Below are 24542 nucleotides of genomic sequence, written 5' to 3'. Positions count from 1 at the left end.
TAGAAACGGTTAAGGCAGCACGGGTTGCGCGCGCAATGCCTCAACCAATCGGCCAGGATCGTTCATTACCGGCTCGGTCAATGTCCCCGCCTCCGGAATCAAAAAAGTTGAATCTGTCACCCCGCGCGCCGTGCTAAACAGCCGGTCCGATATCCACCCGGCATTCTTGGCCGACAGCAATACCCTAGAGGTCAAATCGTCCAGCGACACAACGCCTTGGGCAATCGGCAAGATTTCGTTTGGGGGCTTCATTAAGAACAAAGCAGGAGTAGACATCACGCCTAACGCTTTTGCCTGTCCAGTATCCGATCTGAATTGCTTATAGAATCCCGACGGCATCGGCTTGCCATCCAAAGACACCGGATAAATTTTGAAACCGAAACGCTGCTCCAACACCGTTAACAAGGGCGCTTGCGCTTCGCAAAAATGGCAATCCGAACGAAAAAAAAACAAAAGGCCAGCTTGTTTGGATATCGTCGACATGGCCTGTTCATTCGCCTGTGTCGCCATTTGATTGGCGGCATTGGATGCAAACGTGGCCAGCGGCCGCCGGTTATTCTCGTCCAGCCGCGGATCGCTCATAACTACTCGTTGCGCCACAGTGGCAAACTTCTGGGCTTTATCCATCATTACCCGTTGCAAGTAGTAGTAAGCCGCCACGTTCTTTTCAGTGGGGTTATCGATGGCGGCGTCCTTGTAGTGTTCGAGATTTTTTCTAAACCATTCAGCAGAGAGGTATTCAGGCGGCCGAGGGGGTTCAGAGGGAGGATTAGGATTTGATGAAATCTTTTCCTCTGTCTGAGGCGGACTGGGAGTTTGCTCTATACTAGTGTCAGGAGTTGTTTCACGCCAAAACCATCCCCGCTGTTTGTCCAGAAAAAAAGACGGCTCTCCCTCATCGGATCGAGCCGTCAACGGGAGCAGCAGGCACAGCAATAGGAGCAGACATGGATTCATGGTTTCATTATCTCGTTTTTAAAAATTCAAACCCGCTGGCTAAATGCCTCTGAAATTCACCTACTCAGGCCCCCTGGCCGTTTCAATCCCTTTTCAACGAGTACCTTGATGATCGATGACATGGAAATTTCTATTTCGAAAGATGAATACAGGTTATTACTGGAGTTTTTGTTCTTGGCTGACAGGTGCGTGCTCAGTGCAGAACGGAAGAACCTCAAGTCCACCGAGCCTTATCGCGCGCTGATCGAAAAACTTTTGAGCTACGCCGAACGGTTCCAATGTGCCGATTTGGTCGTCGATATCCCCGGACTCCCTCACCGAATGGTGTCCGACTCCTTAGAATCAAAACTCATTTACAAAATCTTCAGCGAGTCGTTAAATGAGGATCAATTCTGGTTGAAACTCGCCCATGCTCTGGCAGTAAGAGACGTCGACGCCGAATTAGGCGCGATTCCTGCTCAGCCCCAAAGCTCACCCGGACAAACCGAATTGGATGAAATGCGCCTGTTCAAGCTGGCCGAAAAACTCCTCGAATGGCGTAACGAATTGCTCCGGAACGGCCTCAGCCGCTTAGAGTTACGCGCTCCGACGGCATTCGACGTGGTGAGCCCAAAAGGCCGATCCGACATCAATTAAGCGCGGCAATCACCGACTTATCCACAAAATCTGTGGACAAGCTTGTGACAAATCAGTCAATCATCGGCAAACGCCCCCACAATTCAACCAGTTAGAAAACTGTGTAATATTTGGGCAATCTCTCTGTCATCCCCTAGGTCATAGGCACAGCGGCAAGCATTGACACCAGACCCATCACGGTGGATATCGCCGAACTCGCGGCGGCCTGAATCTGGCTCAATTTACTGAACACATCGGCCGGCTGAGTGTAATCGACGATTTTCTGGAACTTCAGGATTTGTTCCGCCACGCTGCGGCGATCGCCCATACCGTCGACCAAGCCAAGTCCTAACGCGTCTTCTCCGCTCCAGACCATTCCCGTAAAGAGATTCGGATCGTCTTTCAACCGATTCCCGCGGTGCGTTTTCACCACCTCGATGAATTGGTGGTGTACGTGAGACAACATGGTTTGCAGCTGTTCGACGGCTTCGGGTTCGGGGTCGGAGAACATATCGCCGACGCCCTTGAATTTTCCAGCCGTATACAATCGGCGCTCAACGCCCAGCTTTTGCATGATGCCGGTAAATCCGAACGAGTCCATTCGGACGCCGATCGATCCGACCATACTGGCCCGATTGGCATAGATTTCATCGCCGGCCACTGCTACGTAGTATCCGCCGGAGGCGCCAAGGTCGCTGATCACGGACACTACTTTCTTATCCGGAAATTTTGTTTTCAGGCGTAGCACTTCATCGAAGATCATGCCGGCTTGTACCGGCGTCCCGCCGGGACTATTAATTTCCAGCATCACAGCTTTCGCCTGATTCTGATCGAAGGCGGTGCGCAAGCTGGCAATCACGCTATCGGCATTGGTTTGGCCGTCCGGGGCGATTTCGCCGCTAATACGCACCATCGCGACATGGGGTTGATTCCGGTTAGTCAGAGACGACCAATTGGAGTAGACGGACAGTCCTAAAAAACTCAATACTGCCAATAGCGATAGCGTTCTAAATGCGGTATTGATGCGCTGGGTTTTGCGCATGACATCCGCGTTGCTTTTGACGATTTCTAGCAAGGCGTTTACGGTAGTCGAGTTTTCGGTCATTGTTTTCACTCCAGAATTTCATAGTCAATGGAATTTCGGATATCCACCCAATAGCTCGGCTGCGATATCGCGAATAATCGCCCTTTCCAGGCTGCGAGGTGTTGTCCTTCACTGAGACACCAAGCGAATAACCAATGGCCGTCGGCCGTCATGCCGCGCAAGACTTGACGAGCTTTCGGGTTATCCCACGCGGTTTGTCCCGCATCCTGAAACTGATTCGCGGGATCGAAGGTGGCCGGTACCGGTGGCGCCCGGCGGATTACCAGGCTGTGGGCGGTGGCCACGCTATCGTCTTTGTCCGTGGCACTTTGCAAAATTACCGGGTAACCTAAGATTTCGTCGCGCGCCGGATCGCGGGGCGCCGGCTCCATATCGGCGAGACGCAACACAGCCCACAACGGTTCGCCGCCACCCGTCAGGCTATACACCCGCCAGCGTACGTTTTTTTCATCACCGCAGTTATCCTGGCACGTCGCCGTCAATCCGGCTTGCCGCACAGCGGTTTCGAAGCGGCGAATCATATCCAAGCGAGCAGTGCCCGGGATGCTGAGTGAATTGGCATAGCTCTCGTCCATATACAAGCGGCCATACACTTTGTACAAGTCGGCCGGCTTTGCAGAGGGTGTTAACAGGCTCAGTGCCAATCCCGCCATGCCGATGCCCGTGCTGACGTCCATTCCGGCCGGGGACAACGGTGCGCCAGTGGCCACCGCCCCGACGAAACTGGCGTCTTCGGCCATATTCCGTATCGGACTGGTCGCACCGGCTGGCATCGCAGCCATTGCCTCTTTACGGGCCTTAAACTGCTTGGCCTGGAATTGCTGATACATTAAATCCTGAACATCTTGCCTTTTACTCCGGCTACCGAGTACATCGCGAATTAAAAACGAAATTTGATGCGCTTCCTCGGTCGGCAGCACTTTACGGTGTGCCTCCGAAATCGCAATGGGCCGGGAGGCCGGAGCGCACGCCGTCAAGGACAACACGATGGCGGCGGCTAGCGAGCGAACGATGGTTGATGTCATGGCAGTTTTCCTTAAGGTTTAGATGGAGCGAGACCTGGCCCCATAGACCAGCCTTGCTCCTCCGCGTCTTGCCGGGTCTGGTTCATGTCGATGCCTTGCAACCGCAGAATATTACGGTCCGCCGTATTGCGACGGTCGCCCTTATAATTCAAATCGGAACTGGCGCCGGTCAACACGTCCAAATTGAGTTTTTCCGGGGTTAGCGCCGTCGGTAATCGCCCGGTACTGGTGAGAATACCAATCCATTCGTCCAGATGAACCTTGCTCCAGTCGACTTTTTGCAGTTCGCTGATTGCAATGCCTTCGCACTGGGGCGACTTAGGCGGTCCGAAGTCCTTGCCTAATTGCGGCCGGATTTGTTCCTGCAGTATTCTGGCCAACGGTGAGTTGAAACAACAATAGGCGTAGTTCTGTTGAACGCACATCCCCAGTATCTTGGAGCCGCAGTACTGTCCGACAAAACTACAGGCTTTCACGGCGTTTTTGGCCATCAATTCGTATTCTTTCTGCTCGCACTTGTAGATCATTTGCACGACCATGTTCAGAATTTGATAGATGGCATAGGCGATCATGATGACGTTGAGCATCGTCCCGATATAAGCCGCCCCTCCCCCCAACTGGAGTTCAGCACCGGTACCTTGTAAATTACCGGCCGCATCTACTGCGGAGGAAGCCCCTTGACTACCTGCCACACTAAATAGCGCATTCGCTGCTTGTGGACCAAAAATATCAGCAGTCCAGGAAACCATTTTTTCCATAGCCATATTCCGCAATGAACTGACCACATCCAAATACGCGGTTTTGGTAAAGCTGGCCGTGCACTCGGAGCCAATGTTATCGACGACAGAATCGAGCTCAAGCAACACATTATCCCAGGCCGTTTTAATAGGAGTGTAAACAGTCTCGCCAGCATCGATCAAAGGGTCGCTTAAGGTTTGCCATGCCCCGCGAATCGGGTTGGTTTTATCCAAGCGCATGACAATGTTGTGGGTTTTACTGACCTTGTACATCAGATCGATGTACTCGCCGATGCCGATGGAGGTCGGCGATTTACAGCAATCGATTTCACTGGTCAGATTGACTACTTTGCATGACCCTCCCTTGCCCTCGAAGACCTTGCAGGTGGTCACATCTTTCGGATCGCTACAGGTTTTATCCATCGCCGCTTGTTGTGCCGAATTCAACGCGGCCAAGGCATTGGTAAACTCCTGGCTTTGTGTGCGGGTAATATCAACACAATCTTCGCCCATACAGCGTACCGTTTCGCCGCAGTCCGGTTTCACGGACGCCGTCGCCTTTATCACGCCGAATTCCTTTCCGCAATCATAGGTATCCTGATACAGCCAGCACTTTCCGCTAGCGCCAATCGTCCCGTCGACGCACTCGGATCGGACGAAGGCACAGCCGCGCGCTTCCAGGGTTGCGCAGGTCTCCGGCACCTGAGCTTCAATATCGCTGACGCACTGTTTAGTTCCGTCCGGCTTTGTCCAACACGGAATATCGTTGGAATTGCACGTCGCGGTCATGGTCGCTTTGGTGCAGGTTTCCGGAATATTTTTGAAAGGTGCGTCTTTGAAATTCGGTTCGCACACCCACATTTGCCCCACCGAAGTGGTGATGGCCATGCAATATTTGTCGCCGATCTTGATCCCGGCGTTGATATCACATGTGGTTTTCACGTTTTTGCAAATTCCGTCGTCCGCCGCCTTAATTAGGTTCTGGCAGGACTTGTCGTTCATGGTCCATTCGTCCCGAATAATAATTTTCAGCGGATCGTATTTCAGTCGGATTTGCGCAAAGGCTTCGCCGCATCCTGAGACCAACGCCTCCGCATTGAATTTCAGGATGGAATTCTTCCGGGCGTTGACAAAAGGTTCTGTCACATTGATGTTGGGATAGGCCTGCCAACTGGTCGACATTTCGCACTTGGGCGACGGTGCCCAGCCGTTGTAACCCGTCCAGACCAGCTGGTCATTGATATGAACCCGCATATAGTCATCCCATTGGGCATACAGGATGGTCGCGGAAATGATCGCTTCCGGATGCTTCACGATGTATTGGCTGGACACAGTGGGATGGGCGCAGCCGCCGTCGCACCAGTAGTTGTCACCCACAATGCCCACCCAAAGATCCACGCATCCGTCCCCACAGGATGCAATTTTGGTTTCGCCTTGGGCCGGTAGAATGACCGGCTCTAGCAGTACATCATGACTGGCGACGCAGGTATTGGTAATGGGAGGGTTACGCCGACAGGTTTTGTAATCCGGTTGCGTGCCTTTACCGGGGGTGAGTGTCGCATTGACCTCCTTATTACAGTCGGTGAAATATTGCGAGAACAGATCATGGTTCTGCATGACATAATCCGTCGTTCCCCAGATGGGATCATCGAATAGATTGGGATGCGCCCGATTCGCCGACTTGATTAGAGTCCGGTACGCTTCGCCGGTATGGCTAGTTTGGCTTTCCATGCTCGTTTGCATGTCGTTGCCGGCTTTGATGGTCGCTGCGTTTTTGCCGTACAACTGGGTGAAGGTCGTGGCGTTACCCGTTTCTGAATCCGGATACAATTCGCTGATTGGGACCGATACGTCCTTACCGGTATTGGGAAAAAGGACCAAGCTTTTTTGATCGGCGCTGAGTGTCGGCATTACAAACCCGCTGACGGCGCTTTCACCGGTTTGTTGTCCAATTTTGGCTGATTCGCTCATAGTGTCAGCGACCACCGCATGGGGCGGCACCCAAATCAACAACACCATCAAGAAATGGCAAATGGCTCGGGTAGATGTGCGCTCGGAAAATTCGATAGCCATCTTAAAATCCTATGCAACAGTCAGTCCATCGCCACAATATGTAGACGTGGTATTCGCCGGAACCGGGATAAGAATGGCCTGCTCCCCATAGCAAATCACTTTCGCCAATCGCATGTTTGCTCTGGGTATCGGCCACTGGGTAAAACATGGTGGTAGCGTATTGGGATTTCGAAATAAACGGGGAAATCGTCCCGCCGCAGACGTGATCATCGCCAACGGTTCTATGGGCCAGGCCGCGCCGATGCAGTGCGGCCGTAGCTCTTGTCATCAATAAACTGCTTTGACGCGGCGCAATGCCTTCACCGGGATGGGCGTGACCGGACAACGGATAGATGCCACCCCAGGCCCCGGCGCACCAGAACATTTCGTCAATCGGCCGGCCGGCGGACGCCGCAATAGCATCGAACGAACACGCCGCCAATGCCACTGGATTGGCAAATAATACGACCTCCGGATTAGTGAAGAATGCCAATTCATCATTGTTCCAGGTCGGATCCAGTTCCGAGACATACAGCAAATCGAAATCTTTGTATCCGTCGGCAAAGCACCGATCTTCCCAGAATAGATCGAGCATGACGTATATCGGGAATGCGTAATAGTGATAATTGAGGAAGACTATTTCATCAGTGTCGTATACAACAGGCGACGAACCACCCCACAATCGCACATTCGACTGATTGATTTTTGTGCCGCCGAGCGTCGGCGCGCACCAAGGATTCGGCACCAACTCCACGACCCTGGCCGGACCCCAATAGCCCATGGTCATACCCACTTCCGGGATAAGCTCTTTGCCGTCGCAAACGCAGTAGACATTACTGGCGGCGGACGACGGAACCAAATCGTCGCCCACGGATGAATCGCCGCTACCTTTTGATTGCGGCGCGCGAAAATCCAGCACACCGCCGGCCAGCCGAATCGGAAACAAACATCCCCAGCAAATATCGGTAATCAATTTCCCTGACCAGAGTTCCGCGTCCGGACATAGGGCGTCCGCAGCACGTGACTGGCCAGAACACAAACACGCACACAGCAATACAAGTTGCAACCACGTCGCTGGTTTAGTCATGGCCTGCCACCGCGATTTCTCTGACTTTGATGTGCATGCCGTCTTGTTCGACGACGCTGGGAACCGCTTCGAGATTAAAACGTTGCCGCACGTCGGCGGTGAGTAAGAACACCGATTGTCCCAACCGTTCTTCGAGCGCATTGAACGCCTGCCATCCTTTGTCCCGTTCCAGACCGGTAATCAAATACGTCACCGGACGACCTGTCATCGCCTTCCCCTCGCGCTCAGCCGTCGCGACTTGATCGGGTTGCGTGGCATCGAAGACCACCAGGCGCTGGGTAAAAGGCAGTTGACTCAGCGGATTGATGCGCTGCCCTTGTCGGACGATGATCTGTCCTGCCGGGGTGACGATGTCTCTTGGCGCTGTCACGGTGATATCAATCAACCGCTCGCGATCTTGCTGTGCCGCTGCGAGCGATAATAGTTCGGCTTTTTGCCAGAAATGGGCCTGTGCTTCACGTTTCTTGGCGGTCCAATCGATGCCGGCCATTCGCGTCTTCATAACCTCGATCAAGTCCAGCTCGGCGATAGCCTGAGTATCGCCGTGTACGCCCAGATCCACGACTCGATCATCCGGTTCCGGACGCGATTTTAACTGTGCCTCCAACCAGGCGATATCGGTAACCCCTTCCACCTTGGCCAGAACACGGTCGCCCTCCTCCACCGTCAAACTCGGCACCACCTGAATGTGGGCATTCTGAAAACGGGTCGGATCCAGTTCGATAGACGGAACCCTCTGAGCATCCAGCGTTTGCGCCAAACCATGAATTTCGCGAATAAATTCCTGCACCCGCTGACCGTCGCGAATACCCCTGAAAACCACTAACACATCGTCTCGGCCGGCGGCCGCTTCGAATAGATTGAGCAGGCCGGTCCGACCCAAGGACGTCGAAGCGTACAGGACATAATGCCGGCGTTGATCACGCTTCGGCTTGGCGAAGGGTTGCGGTGAAGGCGCATGCTTTAAGGTTTCCAAGGCCAGCGCCTTGGCATTCGCGGCGTGCGGATTGGCATCCAACCAGGACGGACGCGGTCCTTGTTGAGCGTGCTGCATCAACGCCTTCGAACGCTCCAACCAATCGGTATCGGCGCCGGCCATTGGTACCGACCCACCGATCAATACCGCCGCCACCGCTATGGGCTTAAAATGGCAACGCATAGACTTTGCCTATAATCTGATCGGGATGCACCACGCCCCAATAGCGGGAGTCGAAGCTATTCTCGGTTGTGCCTGTCACCCACAATTCGCCGTCTGTGACAATCTCGGTCCGAATAAACGCGGCGGCCGGTTGCTTTAATTTACCCGCCAACGCCAACCCTTCGGAGACCACGCTACCGTTCACTCGCGCGGTTTGAGTATCGACCGTTACGGTGTCGCCACCCACACCGGTCGCGATCTTGATCACGATGTGGGTAAACGAAAACCAGGGCGCCATGGCCATACGTTGATCCGCGGCAAACGCCACCAGATCGTCTCGGCGAATGTCTTTGGCGTAGGTGTCGACCACGAACCAGCGGTGATTGCCGGGCAAACACCGATCTTTCTGATCGTCGATACCAATGCGAAACCGATTTTCGAGATAAGCACCGCCAATCACAATCGCGATCAGCGTCGGGAGGGCTTTTTTAAACCAAAATACTTTTTGATCGAGGGGGTTACTCACCGACATAGACATCCTCCGGTGCACCGACCACCATGTTCGCATCGACCACCACGAAACCGGAATCCACCAAATGCGAGATTTTGGCCTGCCATTCATTCATGGCCTGCTTGATGGCATCTTGACTGGCGTCTTTCGACAGATTTCGGGTCCACCCGGTCCGGTCTATCACGAACACCGGCGTCAATAAGTTCAGTTTTTCCAACTCGGTCGATAGCGAATGCCTTACCAGCCAATAGCTGGACGACACACTGACGGCAATGGTGGCCAAAACAACGGCAATCAATGATTTAAGCGACATGGCGTGTTTCCTGTTGTAGCAATAAATGGCGGATGGCGGCATCGGTCGAATAGCCTTGCCGTTTCAGATTTTTGATCGCGTTGACGTGTTCGGCCTTGGTGGAATACAGCAAGCGTTTGTAGGGATCGACCACCAGACGGGCGATGCCTTGACCGTATTCGGTGATAAAGAAAATTTCCGAGTAGACGCCGGGGATAGTGTGAACCGATTTGAGCAATTGGATTCCGCCATCGGAGAGCGGCAGACGATTCTCGTTTTTAATGGTGTCGATCGCTTCCGGTTTTTGACCTAACAGATACATATTGGCCGAGTTCTCGACGATGGCTCGGCCGGTCGGCGAGCGATACAAATCGTTGACCGACTGGGTAATCGTCACCGCGGCACCTCCGTATTTTCGGAACCGTCGATAACCATGTTCAATGAAGGTCGCTGCGTCCCCCATACTCAATAAATCCCAGGATTCGTCGATGATCACGATCTTGCGCCGATCGCGCTCTCCGAGATACATTTCCTGTTGGATCTGATAGATCAATTGCAGCAACACGACTTGTTGTAAGTGTTTGCGCCCCTTCAATTCCTCCAACTCCAACACGGTAAAACTATTCTGAAACCGAACATTGTTGACGCCGTTGAAGAACCGGCCATATTCGCCGGTCGACGTGAAGGGAAAAAGCTGTTCGCCGACATCCTTCAGTCTTTGGTCGGATTCCGCCCGCAACCGCTGAGCGATATCGTCGACGGTCATCTTTTGCGCCATTTCATCCCATAGCCCTTTTAAGATCCGCTTTAATCCGGCGGTCTGAAAGTCGCTGAGTTTTTCGGTGGGCGCCGCCATCGCGGTAACCAATCCCGCCACCACATCGGCTTCGTCTTCCCAGTTTTGCACCAACTCGAATGGATTCAGGCAAATCTGTTTGTCCGCCGTAAATTCCATGAATTCGCCGTCCAGCGTGTCGGCCAGATTCTGATAGGAGCGGCCGACGTCAATTACCCAGATCTGCGCCCCTTCGGTGAGATAATTGACGATGATTTCATTGGTCAGAAAAGATTTACCGGACCCCGATTGCGCGGCGATGCAACAATTGAAATTCGATCCGGAATCAAATAACGAGACATTGACCAGTTGTCCTGAGCGCGAAATAAAGTTAAGTACCGGCGAACCAGTCCCCGACCAATCGGCAAACATCGGCAACAGCGGAATCGCGTGACGGGTTGCCATCGTGATATAGCGGTTACTCACTTGCACTTGGCTGAGTTCCGCGCCCAATGGCAGGCAATTCAGAAAATATGGCAAACTAAAATACCGGTCTTCGAGCAGCTGAAAACCCAGCTCCCGGTAATAGGTGCGCGCATTGGACACGGCTTGGGATTCTTCATGAGGATCGCAGAACAACACCATGCCGAAATAAGTGCGGATGGGGCGATCACCATCGTTCAGCGCGTCGAAGAGTAAGTCGAAATTGTGTTTTCGGATCGCTAACTGCGGGACGATATTTAATAGCGGTCCCACCGCCTGATTGGCGGTGAATTGACGTTTGGTCTCCAATTTCATCCGTGTGGCTTCAGAATCCGGGTAATGCAGTGTGACGGAGATCAACACATTGTCGCGAATACCACGGGCTCCGCTCAGTAGATCCCCCAAATAGCTCAGGGCCGAGCCAAAATACACTTGATCCGGCAGCCGTTTGACCGATAAGGTTTTCACCCGTTTGCTGCCAAGAGTCACGCCGGTCTGATCGACCGCCAGTTCGTTATCGAAATCGAATAATTGTTCGCGGATCAATTTACGCGGATCGCACTCGGGCACCACCAGATCGTGCCAGCTGGCTTCGGGGTGCCAATTCAACATCGTGTTCAACAGACGTACATACACGTCGGCCGTCAATGTCTTTGGCCTTAATCCACTCGTCGCTAACGCTTGAAACGCGGCCAAGAGCAATTCCGACGCATGTCTCAATTCTTTCTGAGTGGGTTTTGCCCCCGACAACGGTATCTTTGCAGTCACCAGCACATGAAACCGCCTAACCCGTGTCGGCAAGGCTTTATCGATCGGATGCTGAGTCGCCCCACGCAGATAGTCCACATTGGAAGCCACCAAGGCTTGATACAACGGATTTCGTTGCTCCATTCGGCGCGTCTTCAAGGTGGCCATCACCGTGTCGATATCGGGCGACGCCCACAAACCCACCTGGAGCAAGGTGTCGATCGGCCATTCCTGATTCAACAAGACGTTGATGCGATCCGCGATCGACGGATCGTTTCCGAAGAGCGGCTCGCACAAAAAACCGAATCCCAAGCTGGCGTCTTCTCCCAAGAACAGATTGTTATCGGGATCGAACGCCAACACGGAGAATAAATTGTCGATTCTGTGGTAACTTTGTTTAGGCATCGGGGTTTACGCTTCTGTTTAACTCTATCGAGTAAGGGTTAACGGTACGGACCTTCGCTTGCTTGTTTTTGATAAGCCTTCTGGCTCTTGCCGCATTACAAGGCACCAGCTCGGTACCATCGCTGCTAAAAACCGGGACCTTTAACCGGCCATTCTGGTTATTCCGAGGACTCACTTTCATGACCCATCCTGAAAGTCAGATGGCGGTTTCCCGCCGGACCTCGTTATCCAAGGTGTGATCACAATCACTTAAAGGATTGCAATTCCAAACCCAGATCACGGTCTATCGATTACGGAATCGATAGGATTACCACGTCGCGGTAACGACGGCGTTGATGATGCCAGGGGCGGTAAACAAACCCAGACCGGCGGCGACACCGACCGCAAAACCCATCAGGGAATTGCGCAATACGCCGGCAATCAGCCCGACGACGATAAACGCCGCCGCAATCAATTTGCCCAACGATCCTTGCATCCAGTTGGTCAACAAGGTGTACACGGCGTTGAATTCGGTACTACCGGTACCGGCAAACGATTCGGAGGAAAACAGAAACATTCCCGCCACGGCGACAAGGGCGACCAACATTTTGATCTGTACCAGATTTTTCATTTGTTTCATGGTTATACCTTTCAGAAAAGTGAGTAAATAGGCTTTAAACCCAAATCTCGGGCGCGGCAACGCCCGGTTGGCGATCTAACGCCTGACTCACCTTCTGGTGGTTTAACCGATTGCTAAAACGGCGATTTTGCTTTTAACAGCGACTCGAATCCTTCCGGCATTTTGCCGCCACCTCCCCCCATTTTTTTACCGTCCACCAGTCCATCCAGATCGAATTTATCCTTTTTGGGCGGCTCACGTTGTTCCACTTGCAGGGCGCGCAATTGCGGATTTTGCGTTACGGATTTCTTGCCGATCATCCAACGTCTCGGCTCTATCTCGGTAAACACATAACCGGATACGTTCAAGTCGCCGTCTTTGTCCTCCCAGGGCGCGATCCAGATTCTCATGACTTCGGATGGCGTGCGTATCGGGGTGGGATCCTCGATATGCGGCACTGGCGATTGTTCCCGGCCACTGCCGGTCAGGGTCACCGGTTGCGGCTTGGTCGCTTCGATGGGTGCAGTTCCCTCACCGGAAGGCAACGCATTATCGGTGACTTGATAGGCGCGTTCGGTGGACATACAAATCGGATCATCCGGCATCCCTTTACAGCCATACGAATCAGGAATCAGCGTACAAGCACCGAGTAGCGGTACCCACACGATTAACAAAACTGATCTGAACATGCGTTTCACCTTATTGTTTTGCAGTTGAGACGCTTTGAGCGCTATTCAGCCAACGGGCTAAATCGTCCGGGGCGCCTTTGTGGGTACGACCGTCCTGGGCAATTACAAACGGCACCGCGGTCAATCCCAAGATGGCCGAAGTAATCACCGCTTTCTGCATGGGCTCCTTGTCGCAGTTGCCTGGAAGCTGTTCCGGCAACCCGGCGTACTCCTGATTGAGCAGTGCGGTAGTCGCCTTTTCCTTGTCCTTGGTTTGCAGCAAGCATTCGATTTTGTTGACCAGAATCGTCGACTCCTGTCCCAATACCGCGATCGGGATAATTTTGAAGGTGTAACGATCGGCGAGTGCCGGCAGCTGCTGTTGCAACTTTTTGCAGTAGCGGCATTGCGGATCGACGAATACAACAACCGGGGTTTTGCCCTTGCCCACCAGCACCGGGCCGAGTTCGTCGATGTTGAGTTTCATGTCGGCTAGCGGTATCCGATTCATCACGGAATCGACTTGTTCGATCCGGGTAATCGGTGTTTTCGACCAGGTATCCATTAATTGGCCTTTGAAGGCAAATCGGCCGTTGCGGGATATGAAGTAGGTCTCGCCGCTCGCCTCCACCATATTGAAACCATCGATCGGTAAAGCCTTCATCGCGTTAATGGCGCCTTTCGCAAACAATGCGGCCTCGGTCGGTGTCGAGACTTCAGGACTTGCCAAGGGTGGCTGACCGGCGAGAGCCAGACTGGACGCCACTAAGAGAAAAATTGCAGGGAGTAATTTCATGGGGTCTCCATTCATTGATTAACTTTTTTCAAGCAACCGCAACTTGGTGCCGCGTTGCACGACTAAATTGATCTTGCGGGTCACATCGATCTCGATCACCGGGAACAGGTTCTCCGCATAATCGATGTAATAATTTGCCAAGCGCTCCATGGCGTAGCCGGTTCCCCGTAACGCCCCTCCCTCTATCGAATCCTGGCTAAAGGAGCGTTGAAACGGGGTTGTGGCCACGCCAGCGGGTCCGGCTAACGCCAGCACCTGGGTTTGCGTCCGACCAAACATATCCGAGAATCCGCGCAGAAAGCCGGCCAACAGTGCATTGCGCAGTAAAGCGCCTTGTTTGCTGACGAAGCGGCCGCGAATACCAACCTTGCCGTCTTCGCCTACCGCATACGCATCCAAGGGCACTTCGATAACACCGCCATCCTGGCGTACACAGGAAATGGATTCCGCCCGAATGTAGGCGCGTTCCGAACTCAAGTCGCCGAATCCGGAGCTGACCACAAAACATTCTTTGACGTCGGCCGTATACCGATTCGGCAGGATGGCGTCGGCTTTTAAGCGCACTAACACCGGAAATGGGTTTTTCTGTGCGCTACTCCCGGTTGGGGCGTCCATACCATTCAACAGGTTGCCCGATAAAATACTGCCTGCCGGGATGAGGACGCTTTCTTGTTCGGCTTTTTTGGTCTCCGCGACTTCGACCTTTTTCTTGGTTTCAGGATCGGTGCTGGCAGCTTGCTTGATCACTCGGATTTGCAGAGCATTTCGCTCCGAGTCCCGCGCCGGGTTCGATGCAATCGGATCAACAGGCATCGCCGCCGGGTCTTGATAGGCCCGCGGATTAAACAAATTGTCGGCGTTGGTGACGCGCTCCTTGGCTTGGTGAGACTTTGCGGCGGCATCGGGAGGCAACACTGTCTGAGCCCCCGAGGGTTCGGCTTTGTTTTCGGTTTTCAAGCGATCGATTTCCGCTTTGAGCGCTTCGATTTGCGTTTGAGCGGTTTGACCAGTTTGATCGGCCAATTGTTTGATCCGTTGCTGATCGGACGCTTGATATTGATTATTTTGGGCGACTACGCCGTCCAGCAGAGAGCGTATTGCATGTTGATCCTCCTGGAGTTTGCGAATTTGCGCCCCAAGACCGTCGATTCCTAAAGACCTGGGATCTGCATCGGTGAAGATATGCCGGGCAACGTCCTTTTTGGAGGCATTTTGTACCGGCGGCGGGGCATCGCCCAACATCAAACTGATTGCCACCATCAGCGTCGCAACAATCGTAGTGACGACAATTACTCGTTGATACGTAGGATTGAGCGCGTCCCATTTTTCAAGTAGCGTGTTCTTCATAATCCGCCCTTATCGCAAGACCGACGGTCTGATCTGTTCTTCGGCTAGGCCTCGTTGCTTCACTACCACAAACAACTCGGTCGATTGTCCGGGTTCCAGCCACACATCCGGCCAGGCCGCCACCGCCACAATGTCGCTAAGCCCGGTTCCCTGACCAATACAAGAACGCTCGTCGAGTTCGATGCGCTGAGGGGTGGTATTGACCGTTTTTGCAATTAAGATCGTCGTATTGCGTCCATCAAAGGCTTGGCCGACGGTAGTTTGAATGCCCTGCTGGTCGCAATAAACGGTTTCGTTCGCCGATACCGGGCGGCCACTGAATCCATTGGGGCTTTGCATTAACGCCAGTTCTCTCAGGGTGGCTTTCAGTTGCGCGACATGCTCTTGTTGAACCGTATCGTCGACGTTACCGCTTTTTTTGGCTGCCGGTTGCGTCTGAGTCAGGCGAGAATATTCGACGCCGGCGAGTTCAAGCCGAATCTCACGGGGCGGAATCAGTTTCGGCGCCAGCGTCAGCGATATGGCAAGCGATTCGTTCTCGCCCGGCGTTATGTATAGAGTGACCGGATCTTCGCTATTGCTGGCGACATAGACCACATTGCCCTCCACTTGCGTTTCGGCGCGACTGACCGTTCTTACCCTAGGACTGGGAAACGGCGTCACAATTCGATTCAGGTGGTTTTGCGCCACCGTGATAATCTCATTGATCCCAGCCGATACTTTGATGGTTTGCGGGGCGATGCCGCCGGTACCGGTAGGTGCTGTTTCCTGGGATTGACCGGTTTTCAATACGTCGGCTGGAACCGCTAACAAGTCTACCGACTGAGGTTCGGCGACGACACAACAAGCTGCCCCAAACAGGCCAATCATTAACGCGCATTTACGGATTTGCATGTGTGGACGCCTCCATTTGCTTTTGCATTTCTAAAAACTCTTTGGTTTTAGGCTCCCCTTGATAGACGTCGAGGTCGTTCACCACCGGGTTGTAGTTAACAATCGCGATTTGAAACTCGTAAGTGCGAAAGGATGATTCGGGTTTATCGTTTGGACCTTTGGTTATGAGCTGGCCGGTCACGAACACTTTGTTGGTTTCCTTTTCGAAATAAACTTGATTCGGCGTAAAAGACGTCGATATTTTGTCAATCTTCAAAGCACTGATCTGATCGTTCATTGCATTGATGATTTCGCGATGGATCTCCGATGACAGTAATGGGGATATCGCGTTGCCTACGAAATCCAGTGTGTTGGGCGTTACGTTGCCAAGTAATTGCGCTAGAAATAGGCCCCACGCTTCCTTGGTTTGGGCAGACGCCTCCTGCCGGGAAATCTCGACCTTCTCAGTCAGATTGGGTGGGATCATGATCACTGTCCGTTCCGTTCGTAACGCGGCAAACGCCGTGATGACGTTGGTTGCCAGCAAACCGATCAATAAAATTCTGTGCAGGCGGTTTTCCGCTTGGACAAAACCCCACGACTGTAAAAATACACTCAGCCTCATTGGTAGTACTTCCTGATATAGGGGTTAGGGACCGATATCGCGTTGGTTGGTAGTAAACCGACCCAGTAAGCTGCGTGTACCAAAAAGCCGTTCGGACGGTTATCGGTGAATCGGCGGATGAACTTGATCACGAAGTACGATGCGATCAAGCAATACAACAGATGATCGATGAAGATGCCAAGCAACATCATGGCCACCACAATGACCAAGTCGTGGGCGGTCCAAATCAACAGAATAGGTGGATCATCGATAAAGCGGGGGATCTTGGTAGGTTCCATGCTAGCCTCCAGTGTTGGTGGCTATTGTGCACAAAACGCAAATTAAAACCCGCTGGCTAAATGCCTTTAAAATGCACTTTGCCAGCGGGTTTGGGGATCAGGATTGTGATAAACAGGTTTTTTTGTTTGAAGAGGTCGCCCATGATTTTAAGCACTACCCCTACTTGGAAGGTCATACCCTCGTTAATTTGCTAAAGTCAACGGCACCAGAGACAATAATGCTAGAGTAGCGGAATTCGGATGGGGACGAAAAGATGCCGAGATGGGCAATTGCTTTGAAACGCGCCGAATTAAATCGCGCGTTGAGCTATAAAAGTCAATTATGACGCCGAAGGACATAACATCTGCCTAGGCAAAACAGGGTTGCATTGTTGCTTCAGATGATTCCTACCGTCGAGCGTTTTTTCTCAGACGAAGTGCTTCGGCTTGGGTGAGCGTATCGAAAGTGATTTGTTGGATGTTTTGTAGAACGACCGGAGGCGCTTTTGGTTCCGTGGGTTTCCCATACACCCCGGCCGCCCGTTCTGCCATTTGCTTTTCCAATCGATAATCTGATTTTGATGAACCTCGAATTCCTGGGTCCAACTGGGTCAGCGTCTTATCGCCTGCCAAGTCTGCCAGGGCCACTTTGGCCTTGGAGGCCGGCGAATGTTTTCTTCTTGGTTTTTTGGACATCTTCTGCTCCATTGCTTTGTCCTCGCGGACGTTCAAAAGTAGCAGGGGTTTTCACTTAACCGGCTGTTCAATTTTTTGGGGCCGGCTCTGTAGGATGTTGACTTCGAAATGTTTGATTACGGAACCTTACCGCACCTACAATTTTTACAGTCGCTTATTTGATTTTTCCTACCACCAATATTTAATCGATCTGTCATCTTAAGGACGGTTTGACTCAGTGACGGACAGCAACTATCGGGTAATCGAATTCAATGACGGCTTTCGAACGATCAATCTGAATAGCTGGCAGTCACAAGGCGACCCCAAGCAGCCGTTCGCCATCCAACTAATTGACAGTCCGGTCCCATCGACAGCGGACAGTCAAACTAACGATAGAACCCTTAACAACTGTCCGACTAACAAATTGAACAAGATAGTTCAGCGGCTGCTTGCCACAATTCTTCATGGCAAGCAGCACAAATCACTTACATCTGGCGATGCATTGCTGCCATACTTAAATTGGCCTCGGCGGCTTTTTCATAGGCGTTAATAAGAACTCGGCAATGGCTGACCAAAGTGTCGCCCTGTTTACCGTAAAGATAACTTTTTGACTGGTATTGGCTAAGCAGTTTTTTGTGCTCTTCAACTTTAAGTTGCAGTTCTTTGGCCGCTTCTTCGTAATGTTTCGCCAATGCCTCGTGATCAGCTTTGGTCGTTGCGCTTTGAACGGCTTGAGTCATATCCATCGGATGCGGGTTCATCTCACTACATGCCACTAAGATGCCAGCACCTAACAATAGGGTAATCAATAGTTTTGTTTTCATAGATTTTCTCCAGATTGAGTTGTTATTCATCGTTAATTTCGTCCTGTTTTTATAGTTTATGGAGTGATGAAAGATTAGAAATGACATCAATCCATTCTATAAATCTTTATATTTCAAGCACAAATAGTGCCATCATTAAAATCAATGAGTTAAATTCGTCTTTACCTGCTCTCGCGGCCGATTGCGCAATACTGGTGCAAACAAAGGTGTTGCCGCACCGTATTGGGTCAATCTCCTAAGCCGATGTGCGTGCAACTTCATATCTTGCCTTTCGAGCCTTAAACGCAGTGTTCAAAAAGTGTTCGCCAACAAGGCGTTGCAGCATTGCTTCCAGTTGAGATTCGTCTAAATCATTCACCTCTTGATGAAGACGCGGAGCAATCTTGGCAAAAATCGTTACCAGTTGAGGGTCAAAGTGGCTGCCACCCTCTTTAGTGAGCTTGGTAATAGCATCAACCGCTGGCCACGCGTCCTTGTACGGACGGTGCGAGGTCAGCGCATCAAACACGTCCCCGATAGCGAATATTCGTGCGTTCAGTGGAATGGCGTCCCCTTTAAGGCCTTGCAGATACCCGCTGCCGTCATATTTTTCATGGTGAAACTCCACGACATCCCGCGCACCGATCAACCAGTGCGATTTGTTTAGAATTTCCACGCCTAATGCCACATGCGTTTTCATGACCTCGAATTCATCCACTGTCAGTTTTTCCGGTTTCAGCAAAATCGGATCACGGATACCGATCTTGCCGACATCATGTAAAAAAGCTCCGGCAATTAGATCGCGCATATTATCTTGAGACAATCCGACCGCTTCACCCAGCCGCAAGGCGTAATAGGTCACCCGATAGTTATGATGGTTGGTTTCCGAATCGCGCTCCGCGATGGCGCAACCGAGCACATTCATGAGTTCAAGATTACCCTGTAAGAGTTCGCCGGAAAGCCTGATGACGCCTCGATTGAGGGAGAGGACAATCGGATACATCAATAGGCTGGTAAAGAAAATGCCCAGCGTAACAAAACCCAGCATACGGATTAGGTTTTGCTTCAAGGCGGCAAAGGTTTCCGGATCAACCTGATAGACGCCTTCGAAATACCCCATCGGCGAATCCTGTTCGCCACGTAGCGGAACCAGGGTGACTAGCCACAATTGGCCATGAATGAAATGAAGGTCGTGAGTAAACCCATCGGCTTTTGGAAATTGATGGCGATATTGATCGATGAAATGTTCGACAAATTCCTTTCCTTTTCTAACGGCTTCGAGCTTTAATTGCTTGTTGCGGTCGTATAATTCAACAATCAGAAAATGCAGGCTAACCAGTTGTTCAGCCAGTTGCCTCAGGTGTTCGGTCGATTGGGCATCGAGTTGTTCCAGATTATGGGCCGATGCCCCGCTGAATATCGCTGATTCCTTCAGCGCAAGGGCATGAACTAACTGCTCGGCTCTCTTGATCTCCAGCCATAAAATGGAACCGCCTACCGTTACGCTCAGGAACAACCAACCTAAAAGCAATCGAACCAGAATTTTTCGATGGATAAAGCGATTGGTGGACATCGCTTGTGGCGATTTCATCCTTTTAGATTGATAGCGATGTGATTGCTTGGTTTTCATTGTTCTAAGCAAACTTTTTAGCTCGATTAAGCAGGATTTTTCTGAGCTCTAAGATTGCCAAGGGTATAAATCCAACCCCGATCCAGACTACACACTGATGCAACGACACCGATTTGATCTGAAACAGGGTTTGCAGCATGGGAACATGGTGTATTGCCAACTGTAAGCTAAAGCACACGGCGACAATCAGAAACAAACGCAAATTGGAGAACAAACCGATTTGCCAGATGACGCGTTGCTCGCTTCGCGCACCGAAGGCACGCAGCAAACCGGTAATCACCAGAGCAGTAAAGGCGGCGTCGCGAGCTTGATCAAGCGTATTGCCGACTATATGCAGTTCATAGGCAAACACGCCGAGCGTGACGCTCGCGGCTAATAAACCGGTGAATAAAGTCAGATAAAACAAATGCCGGTTGAGTAACTGGGACTGAGCCTGTCGAGGCGGGCGATTCAATACCCCCGGATCAATTGGATCGGTGGAAAGGGCCAAGGCCGCAAAACCATCGGTGACCAGGTTGATCCACAAAAGATGTAGCGGTAAAAGCGGTAATGGCCAACCCAACAGCACGGCGCCCAACATCACCAACAACTCGCCGGTGCTACTGCCCAGCAGGTAAGCCAAGGTTTTGGCGATGTTGTCATAAATGCCGCGTCCTTCTTCAACGGCGGCGACAATGGAAGCAAAATTATCATCGGCAACAATCATGTCGGCGGCTTCTTTGGTCACTTCAGTACCGGTAATGCCCATAGCGATTCCGATGGACGCCTCTTTGATAGCCGGCGCATCGTTCACGCCGTCTCCCGTCATCGCGACAACCGCCCCAGTCGCTTTCCATGCCCGCACAATACGCAGTTTATGCTCGGCTGTTACCCGTGCATACACCGAAACATGCGGTACGCGTTCCTTTAACTCAGCATCGTCCAAGTGGTCTATCTCGGTACCAATCAGAACTTCATCGCCCTTATCCATAATCCCTAATTCGCAGCCAATAGCTCGCGCAGTATCAGGGTGGTCGCCGGTGATCATCACCGTTTTGATCCCTGCCCGTTTGCATTTGCTGACGGCCTCTCTGGCTTCACCACGCGGCGGGTCCTGTAAGCCAACGAGTCCTAGCAAAATAAGCTGCTGTTCGATCTCGACATCACTACCGAATACGCCCGCACCGAAATGGATGCCTTCTAGTGGACGCTCTGCCACGGCCAGCACTCGCAACGCATCGTTGGCCAGTAAGCGATTGGCCTGAAAAAATCGAGTGCGGTCGATTTCAGTCAATGCCCTGACACCTTGGTCGGTACGAATCAACGTGCAACGGCTAAGAACGACTTCGGGAGCACCTTTGACAAAGGCCCAGGGGAAATTAGCCTGACGACGGATAACGCTCATGCGTTTGCGGTCAGAATCAAAAGGGATCACCGCCAAACGCGGCATGTCCGTTTCAATGGCAGAACGGGTAATATTCGCTTTCGCGGCGGCCACCAATAACGCCCCCTCGGTAGGATCGCCTACGACAGTAGATCGGCCATCGATTAGCGTGAGTTCGGCATCGTTGCATGCCGCCGATGCTCGCAGCAAGGCGAATAATTCGGGGCTTTCCGAAGGGAAACTTTCCATGTTGCCAGAGAAAAATGTGCCTTCCGTGGCGTAACCTTCACCGGTAACACGATAGAGGTTTTGCGAGGTCACCAACTTGCGGGCCGTCATTTCACCCATCGTCAGCGTGCCGGTCTTGTCGGTACAAATCACCTGGGCACGGCCTAGCGTTTCAACCGAAGCCAAACGTCGTACCAAGGCATGACGCTGAACCATACGCTGTACACCCAAAGCCAGCGCAATCGTTACCACCGCCGGCAACCCTTCGGGAATCGCCGCGACGGCAAGACTCACCGAACTTAGGAAAAGCTCAAAGGGGGCGATGCCTCGCCATAATCCCAGCCCAAAAATTAAGCCGACGATGCCGAAACATGCCATCAACAACAGACGCCCAACTCGTTCCAGTTGGCGTTGCAATGGCGTTTCTCCGCTTTCGGCCGATTCGAGCAGTTTCGCTATGCGGCCAAGTTCGGTTTCCATGCCGGTATTAACCACCACTGCGCGAGCGGAACCACCGGTCACACTGGTACCGAGAAAAACCATATTGCGCCGCTCAGCCAGCGGTGTGTCCAATGCCAAGCTATCGGTACACTTAGCCACGGCTTGCGACTCGCCTGTGAGCGGGGCTTCATTGACGCGAAATACGGATGCTTGAATAAGGCGGGCATCCGCCGCAACCAAATCGCCCGCTTCGAGTAACAGTAGGTCGCCCGGAACGACTTCAGTGGTTGTGATCACCAAACTATGGCCATCCCGAACCGCTCGGCAATGCGGCGCTGTTAAACGAGCGAGTGCGGCTGCCGCTTTCTCGGCCCGATACTCCTGGAGAAAGCCAATGACCGCATTCAAGATCACGATAGCGATGATGGCAATACCGTCGATGACTTCACCGAGTGCGACGGAAACGGCCGCTGCGCCAATCAGTACCCAAATAACGAGACTTTTAAACTGGCTGATAAGAATCACCAAAGCCGAAAATCGCTTGCCCTTATCCAGTTTATTTTGCCCATATCGAGCAAGTCGCTTTTTCGCCTCATCGGTGGAAAGTCCCTGTTCCATATCGGTCGCAAGCAGACCTGCGGTTTCGATTGAAGATAGCTTGTGCCATGTATGCGTCATGACACACCTCCCTTTAAACATATCGATAATGTCAGAGATAACGACCGGTGGCAGCGTGGGATTATCAAAACGAGTCCCTATTCCGGAATACTGCCCAATAACGAATCCACTGCGGTAGAAACCGCTAGATCGACCCTTTTATCGTTTATTAGCACGCCAAATACCCCACCATCCCCGACCAAACAAATAACGCTGTCCCGCCATAGCAGCAAACCTTTCTCCTTGTCGTAGAGAAAGCCTGCCACTTCCACCTTATCCTGGCTGCCAACCACATTGAGATCGATAAGGGCTAAGACCATGATCCAGCGTGCATCCGGCGGACCAAGGCGTTTTATCAAGGCAGGATCGGCGGCCCGTAGACTATCGTTGGTCAGGGTAGAGCTCTCGCGTGAATCACTCAGGATCACCGGGTATCCTTTCCGCTTCAGTATCGTTGCCGCCTTTTCGCGTAAGGGTTCTTCGAGATATGCCGCAACCTGTTTATCGATTCGCGCATCAACGGCTGGCAGTAGCGTAATCTGGCCTATGGATTCAGGCTTAAATTCCGAAGCCCGGTAGAATGCCGGCTGGGTAACGGCACATCCTTCCAGCAAGAAAAGCACACCGACTAAGGTGATTAGAATTGATTTATGCCAACGGATAGTCATGTCTCACCCCCCTCACTCTTTCTGGCGATGCAAATTTGCCATCATCAAATTTTCCTCAGCCGCCTTTTCGTAGGCATTGATCAATGCTTGGCAATGTTCTTTAAACCCTTCGGCTTGCCGGCCATAAAGATAGCTTTTAGCCTCATATTGGCTCAAAAACATCTTGTGTTCCTGAACCTTGGCCTGCATCTCCTTAGCGGTTTCTTCATAATGCTTTACCAACGCCTCATGCTGTACGGCCAGGTCCAAATCCATCGAATGAGGCTTGATTTCGCTACAGGCCGCTAGTAAGCCTGTCATTAAAAGCAAAGTGATCAGTAATTTTGTTTTCATAGGTGATTTCCAGATAGTTTAAATTTTCGGATAATTAATTTCTTTGAGCGCGGAACGGATAACACGGAATGAAGAATTCAGCAGCAGCATGACAAGACAGGATGCGACGACAATATCCGCCCATCCCGATTCAAAGTACCAAACTGCTCCCGCTGTGATAAATACCGATAGATTTGACGCTATATCATTTCTTGAACATTCCCATACCGAGCTCATATTGATGTCTTCGTTTCTGTGCTTCCACAGCAAAAATAGACATAGCGAATTTGCAGCTAGGCCCGCCAAACTGAAAATACCCATAATTTCGTAAGATGGCAGTACAGGCTCAATCAGCCGCAGAATGATTTGCGCCAAGACCACACACGCCCCGATCAATATCAAACTACCCTTAAATAAGGCCACTTTCGCCTTAGTGGTCGCTTCTTTAGAAACGGCGTAAAGGCTTAAGCCATATGTCAACGCATCGCCGAGATTGTCCAGGCTGTCCGAGAGCAGAGCCGTTGATTTTCCGTAAACGGCCCCGCCGACAATGACGACAAACATAACCGCATTAACAACGAGCACGGCTTTAAGCGTGCCGCGTTGTCGTTCGCGTAATTTCTCAATTGCGCAGTTATTTTCACAACATGAAGCCATATCAAAATTCTCCGT

General features: G+C 52.0%; 25 protein-coding genes. 1 reads left to right on the top strand and 24 read right to left on the bottom strand.

The genetic code is table 11. The annotated features are described in order from the left end of the window. Positions 1–9 precede the first annotated feature (9 nt). Positions 10–957, bottom strand: coding sequence for a conjugal transfer protein TraF (traF, locus tag QLH52_RS06705; protein ID WP_319961005.1), 948 nt, complete (start codon positions 955–957; stop codon positions 10–12). Positions 958–1065: 108 nt separating this feature from the next. On the opposite strand from traF, the gene QLH52_RS06700 reads away from it, so the two are divergent. Continuing rightward, positions 1066–1593, top strand: coding sequence for a hypothetical protein (locus QLH52_RS06700; RefSeq protein WP_319961004.1), 528 nt, complete (start codon positions 1066–1068; stop codon positions 1591–1593). A gap of 133 nt (positions 1594–1726) precedes the next feature. Here QLH52_RS06700 and QLH52_RS06695 read toward each other — a convergent pair whose 3' ends face one another. The 23 genes from QLH52_RS06695 to QLH52_RS06590 form a co-directional block, all read right to left on the bottom strand. Further along, positions 1727–2677: a S49 family peptidase gene (locus QLH52_RS06695; RefSeq protein WP_319961003.1), complete on the bottom strand. Its 951-nt coding sequence runs from the start codon at positions 2675–2677 to the stop codon at positions 1727–1729. A gap of 5 nt (positions 2678–2682) precedes the next feature. Further along, positions 2683–3702 (bottom strand): hypothetical protein, encoded by a 1020-nt coding sequence (locus QLH52_RS06690; protein WP_319961002.1) that lies wholly within the window; start codon positions 3700–3702, stop codon positions 2683–2685. Between the two features lie 11 nt (positions 3703–3713). Beyond that, on the bottom strand, positions 3714–6512 hold the full coding sequence (traN, locus tag QLH52_RS06685; RefSeq protein ID WP_319961001.1) for a conjugal transfer mating pair stabilization protein TraN: 2799 nt from the start codon (positions 6510–6512) through the stop codon (positions 3714–3716). Position 6513: 1 nt separating this feature from the next. After that, on the bottom strand, positions 6514–7578 hold the full coding sequence (locus QLH52_RS06680) for a TraU family protein (protein ID WP_319961000.1): 1065 nt from the start codon (positions 7576–7578) through the stop codon (positions 6514–6516). Continuing rightward, entirely contained in the window at positions 7571–8737 is a 1167-nt protein-coding gene (locus QLH52_RS06675; RefSeq protein ID WP_319960999.1) for a TrbC family F-type conjugative pilus assembly protein, read from the bottom strand. The genes QLH52_RS06680 and QLH52_RS06675 overlap by 8 nt, the downstream gene beginning before the upstream one ends. After that, positions 8721–9248, bottom strand: coding sequence for a S26 family signal peptidase (locus QLH52_RS06670; protein WP_054759578.1), 528 nt, complete (start codon positions 9246–9248; stop codon positions 8721–8723). The genes QLH52_RS06675 and QLH52_RS06670 overlap by 17 nt, the downstream gene beginning before the upstream one ends. Continuing rightward, positions 9235–9540: a hypothetical protein gene (locus QLH52_RS06665; RefSeq protein ID WP_064023752.1), complete on the bottom strand. Its 306-nt coding sequence runs from the start codon at positions 9538–9540 to the stop codon at positions 9235–9237. The genes QLH52_RS06670 and QLH52_RS06665 overlap by 14 nt, the downstream gene beginning before the upstream one ends. After that, a complete protein-coding gene (gene traC, locus QLH52_RS06660) occupies positions 9530–11929 on the bottom strand; it encodes a type IV secretion system protein TraC (protein ID WP_319960998.1) in 2400 nt (799 codons plus the stop codon). The genes QLH52_RS06665 and traC overlap by 11 nt, the downstream gene beginning before the upstream one ends. Then, entirely contained in the window at positions 11922–12110 is a 189-nt protein-coding gene (locus QLH52_RS24595; protein WP_425257132.1) for an RRXRR domain-containing protein, read from the bottom strand. Before QLH52_RS24595 ends, traC begins: the two co-directional genes overlap by 8 nt. A 126-nt stretch (positions 12111–12236) precedes the next feature. Further along, positions 12237–12548, bottom strand: coding sequence for a TraA family conjugative transfer protein (gene traA, locus QLH52_RS06655; protein ID WP_256360532.1), 312 nt, complete (start codon positions 12546–12548; stop codon positions 12237–12239). A gap of 113 nt (positions 12549–12661) precedes the next feature. After that, positions 12662–13216 (bottom strand): TraV family lipoprotein, encoded by a 555-nt coding sequence (locus QLH52_RS06650; protein ID WP_319960997.1) that lies wholly within the window; start codon positions 13214–13216, stop codon positions 12662–12664. 10 nt (positions 13217–13226) lie between these two features. Next, a complete protein-coding gene (locus QLH52_RS06645) occupies positions 13227–13991 on the bottom strand; it encodes a DsbC family protein (protein ID WP_319960996.1) in 765 nt (254 codons plus the stop codon). A gap of 18 nt (positions 13992–14009) precedes the next feature. Then, positions 14010–15338 (bottom strand): TraB/VirB10 family protein, encoded by a 1329-nt coding sequence (locus QLH52_RS06640; protein WP_319960995.1) that lies wholly within the window; start codon positions 15336–15338, stop codon positions 14010–14012. Positions 15339–15347: 9 nt separating this feature from the next. Beyond that, entirely contained in the window at positions 15348–16232 is an 885-nt protein-coding gene (locus QLH52_RS06635) for a TraK domain-containing protein (protein ID WP_319960994.1), read from the bottom strand. Further along, entirely contained in the window at positions 16219–16836 is a 618-nt protein-coding gene (locus QLH52_RS06630) for a TraE/TraK family type IV conjugative transfer system protein (RefSeq protein WP_319960993.1), read from the bottom strand. Before QLH52_RS06630 ends, QLH52_RS06635 begins: the two co-directional genes overlap by 14 nt. Continuing rightward, entirely contained in the window at positions 16833–17114 is a 282-nt protein-coding gene (gene traL, locus QLH52_RS06625) for a type IV conjugative transfer system protein TraL (protein WP_054759564.1), read from the bottom strand. The genes QLH52_RS06630 and traL overlap by 4 nt, the downstream gene beginning before the upstream one ends. A gap of 387 nt (positions 17115–17501) precedes the next feature. Further along, positions 17502–17789 carry a hypothetical protein gene (locus QLH52_RS24590; RefSeq protein ID WP_425257128.1) on the bottom strand — a complete coding sequence of 96 codons (288 nt, stop codon included), beginning with the start codon at positions 17787–17789 and terminating at the stop codon, positions 17502–17504. 464 nt (positions 17790–18253) lie between these two features. After that, complete coding sequence (locus QLH52_RS06615) at positions 18254–18592, bottom strand: hypothetical protein (RefSeq protein WP_256611986.1); 339 nt, start codon at positions 18590–18592, stop codon at positions 18254–18256. A 235-nt stretch (positions 18593–18827) separates the two neighbouring features. Next, the gene (locus QLH52_RS06610; protein WP_256612905.1) at positions 18828–20201 is read right to left on the bottom strand and encodes an HD-GYP domain-containing protein; all 1374 of its coding nucleotides are present in this window, start codon (positions 20199–20201) and stop codon (positions 18828–18830) included. A 4-nt stretch (positions 20202–20205) separates the two neighbouring features. Beyond that, positions 20206–22911 (bottom strand): cation-translocating P-type ATPase, encoded by a 2706-nt coding sequence (locus QLH52_RS06605; protein WP_319960992.1) that lies wholly within the window; start codon positions 22909–22911, stop codon positions 20206–20208. A 77-nt stretch (positions 22912–22988) separates the two neighbouring features. Further along, a complete protein-coding gene (locus QLH52_RS06600; protein WP_256612903.1) occupies positions 22989–23558 on the bottom strand; it encodes a hypothetical protein in 570 nt (189 codons plus the stop codon). Positions 23559–23570: 12 nt separating this feature from the next. Beyond that, on the bottom strand, positions 23571–23891 hold the full coding sequence (locus QLH52_RS06595) for a hypothetical protein (protein ID WP_256612902.1): 321 nt from the start codon (positions 23889–23891) through the stop codon (positions 23571–23573). Between the two features lie 18 nt (positions 23892–23909). Beyond that, a complete protein-coding gene (locus QLH52_RS06590; RefSeq protein WP_256612901.1) occupies positions 23910–24527 on the bottom strand; it encodes a cation efflux transmembrane domain-containing protein in 618 nt (205 codons plus the stop codon). Between the last annotated feature and the right edge of the window lie 15 nt (positions 24528–24542).

This window comes from Methylomonas defluvii (assembly GCF_033949435.1).
Classification (GTDB): Bacteria; Pseudomonadota; Gammaproteobacteria; order Methylococcales; family Methylomonadaceae; genus Methylomonas; species Methylomonas defluvii.
The sequence above is the reverse complement of the archived record's forward strand: the minus strand, read 5'-3'. Positions and strand labels throughout refer to the sequence as shown.

Coding starts and splice junctions, on each gene's coding strand:
- QLH52_RS06700 (WP_319961004.1), top strand. CDS start 1,066: ATGATCGATGACATGGAAATTTCTATTTCGAAAGATGAATACAGGTTA.
- QLH52_RS06630 (WP_319960993.1), bottom strand. CDS start 16,836: ATGAGGCTGAGTGTATTTTTACAGTCGTGGGGTTTTGTCCAAGCGGAA.
- QLH52_RS06610 (WP_256612905.1), bottom strand. CDS start 20,201: ATGAAAACCAAGCAATCACATCGCTATCAATCTAAAAGGATGAAATCG.
- QLH52_RS06645 (WP_319960996.1), bottom strand. CDS start 13,991: ATGAAATTACTCCCTGCAATTTTTCTCTTAGTGGCGTCCAGTCTGGCT.
- traF (WP_319961005.1), bottom strand. CDS start 957: ATGAATCCATGTCTGCTCCTATTGCTGTGCCTGCTGCTCCCGTTGACG.
- QLH52_RS24590 (WP_425257128.1), bottom strand. CDS start 17,789: ATGTCCAAAAAACCAAGAAGAAAACATTCGCCGGCCTCCAAGGCCAAA.
- traA (WP_256360532.1), bottom strand. CDS start 12,548: ATGAAACAAATGAAAAATCTGGTACAGATCAAAATGTTGGTCGCCCTT.
- QLH52_RS06605 (WP_319960992.1), bottom strand. CDS start 22,911: ATGACGCATACATGGCACAAGCTATCTTCAATCGAAACCGCAGGTCTG.
- QLH52_RS06695 (WP_319961003.1), bottom strand. CDS start 2,677: ATGACCGAAAACTCGACTACCGTAAACGCCTTGCTAGAAATCGTCAAA.
- QLH52_RS06615 (WP_256611986.1), bottom strand. CDS start 18,592: ATGAAAACAAAACTATTGATTACCCTATTGTTAGGTGCTGGCATCTTA.
- QLH52_RS06650 (WP_319960997.1), bottom strand. CDS start 13,216: ATGTTCAGATCAGTTTTGTTAATCGTGTGGGTACCGCTACTCGGTGCT.
- traN (WP_319961001.1), bottom strand. CDS start 6,512: ATGGCTATCGAATTTTCCGAGCGCACATCTACCCGAGCCATTTGCCAT.
- QLH52_RS06665 (WP_064023752.1), bottom strand. CDS start 9,540: ATGTCGCTTAAATCATTGATTGCCGTTGTTTTGGCCACCATTGCCGTC.
- QLH52_RS24595 (WP_425257132.1), bottom strand. CDS start 12,110: ATGAAAGTGAGTCCTCGGAATAACCAGAATGGCCGGTTAAAGGTCCCG.
- traL (WP_054759564.1), bottom strand. CDS start 17,114: ATGGAACCTACCAAGATCCCCCGCTTTATCGATGATCCACCTATTCTG.
- QLH52_RS06690 (WP_319961002.1), bottom strand. CDS start 3,702: ATGACATCAACCATCGTTCGCTCGCTAGCCGCCGCCATCGTGTTGTCC.
- QLH52_RS06600 (WP_256612903.1), bottom strand. CDS start 23,558: ATGACTATCCGTTGGCATAAATCAATTCTAATCACCTTAGTCGGTGTG.
- QLH52_RS06590 (WP_256612901.1), bottom strand. CDS start 24,527: ATGGCTTCATGTTGTGAAAATAACTGCGCAATTGAGAAATTACGCGAA.
- QLH52_RS06595 (WP_256612902.1), bottom strand. CDS start 23,891: ATGAAAACAAAATTACTGATCACTTTGCTTTTAATGACAGGCTTACTA.
- QLH52_RS06635 (WP_319960994.1), bottom strand. CDS start 16,232: ATGCAAATCCGTAAATGCGCGTTAATGATTGGCCTGTTTGGGGCAGCT.
- QLH52_RS06680 (WP_319961000.1), bottom strand. CDS start 7,578: ATGACTAAACCAGCGACGTGGTTGCAACTTGTATTGCTGTGTGCGTGT.
- traC (WP_319960998.1), bottom strand. CDS start 11,929: ATGCCTAAACAAAGTTACCACAGAATCGACAATTTATTCTCCGTGTTG.
- QLH52_RS06640 (WP_319960995.1), bottom strand. CDS start 15,338: ATGAAGAACACGCTACTTGAAAAATGGGACGCGCTCAATCCTACGTAT.
- QLH52_RS06670 (WP_054759578.1), bottom strand. CDS start 9,248: ATGTCGGTGAGTAACCCCCTCGATCAAAAAGTATTTTGGTTTAAAAAA.
- QLH52_RS06675 (WP_319960999.1), bottom strand. CDS start 8,737: ATGCGTTGCCATTTTAAGCCCATAGCGGTGGCGGCGGTATTGATCGGT.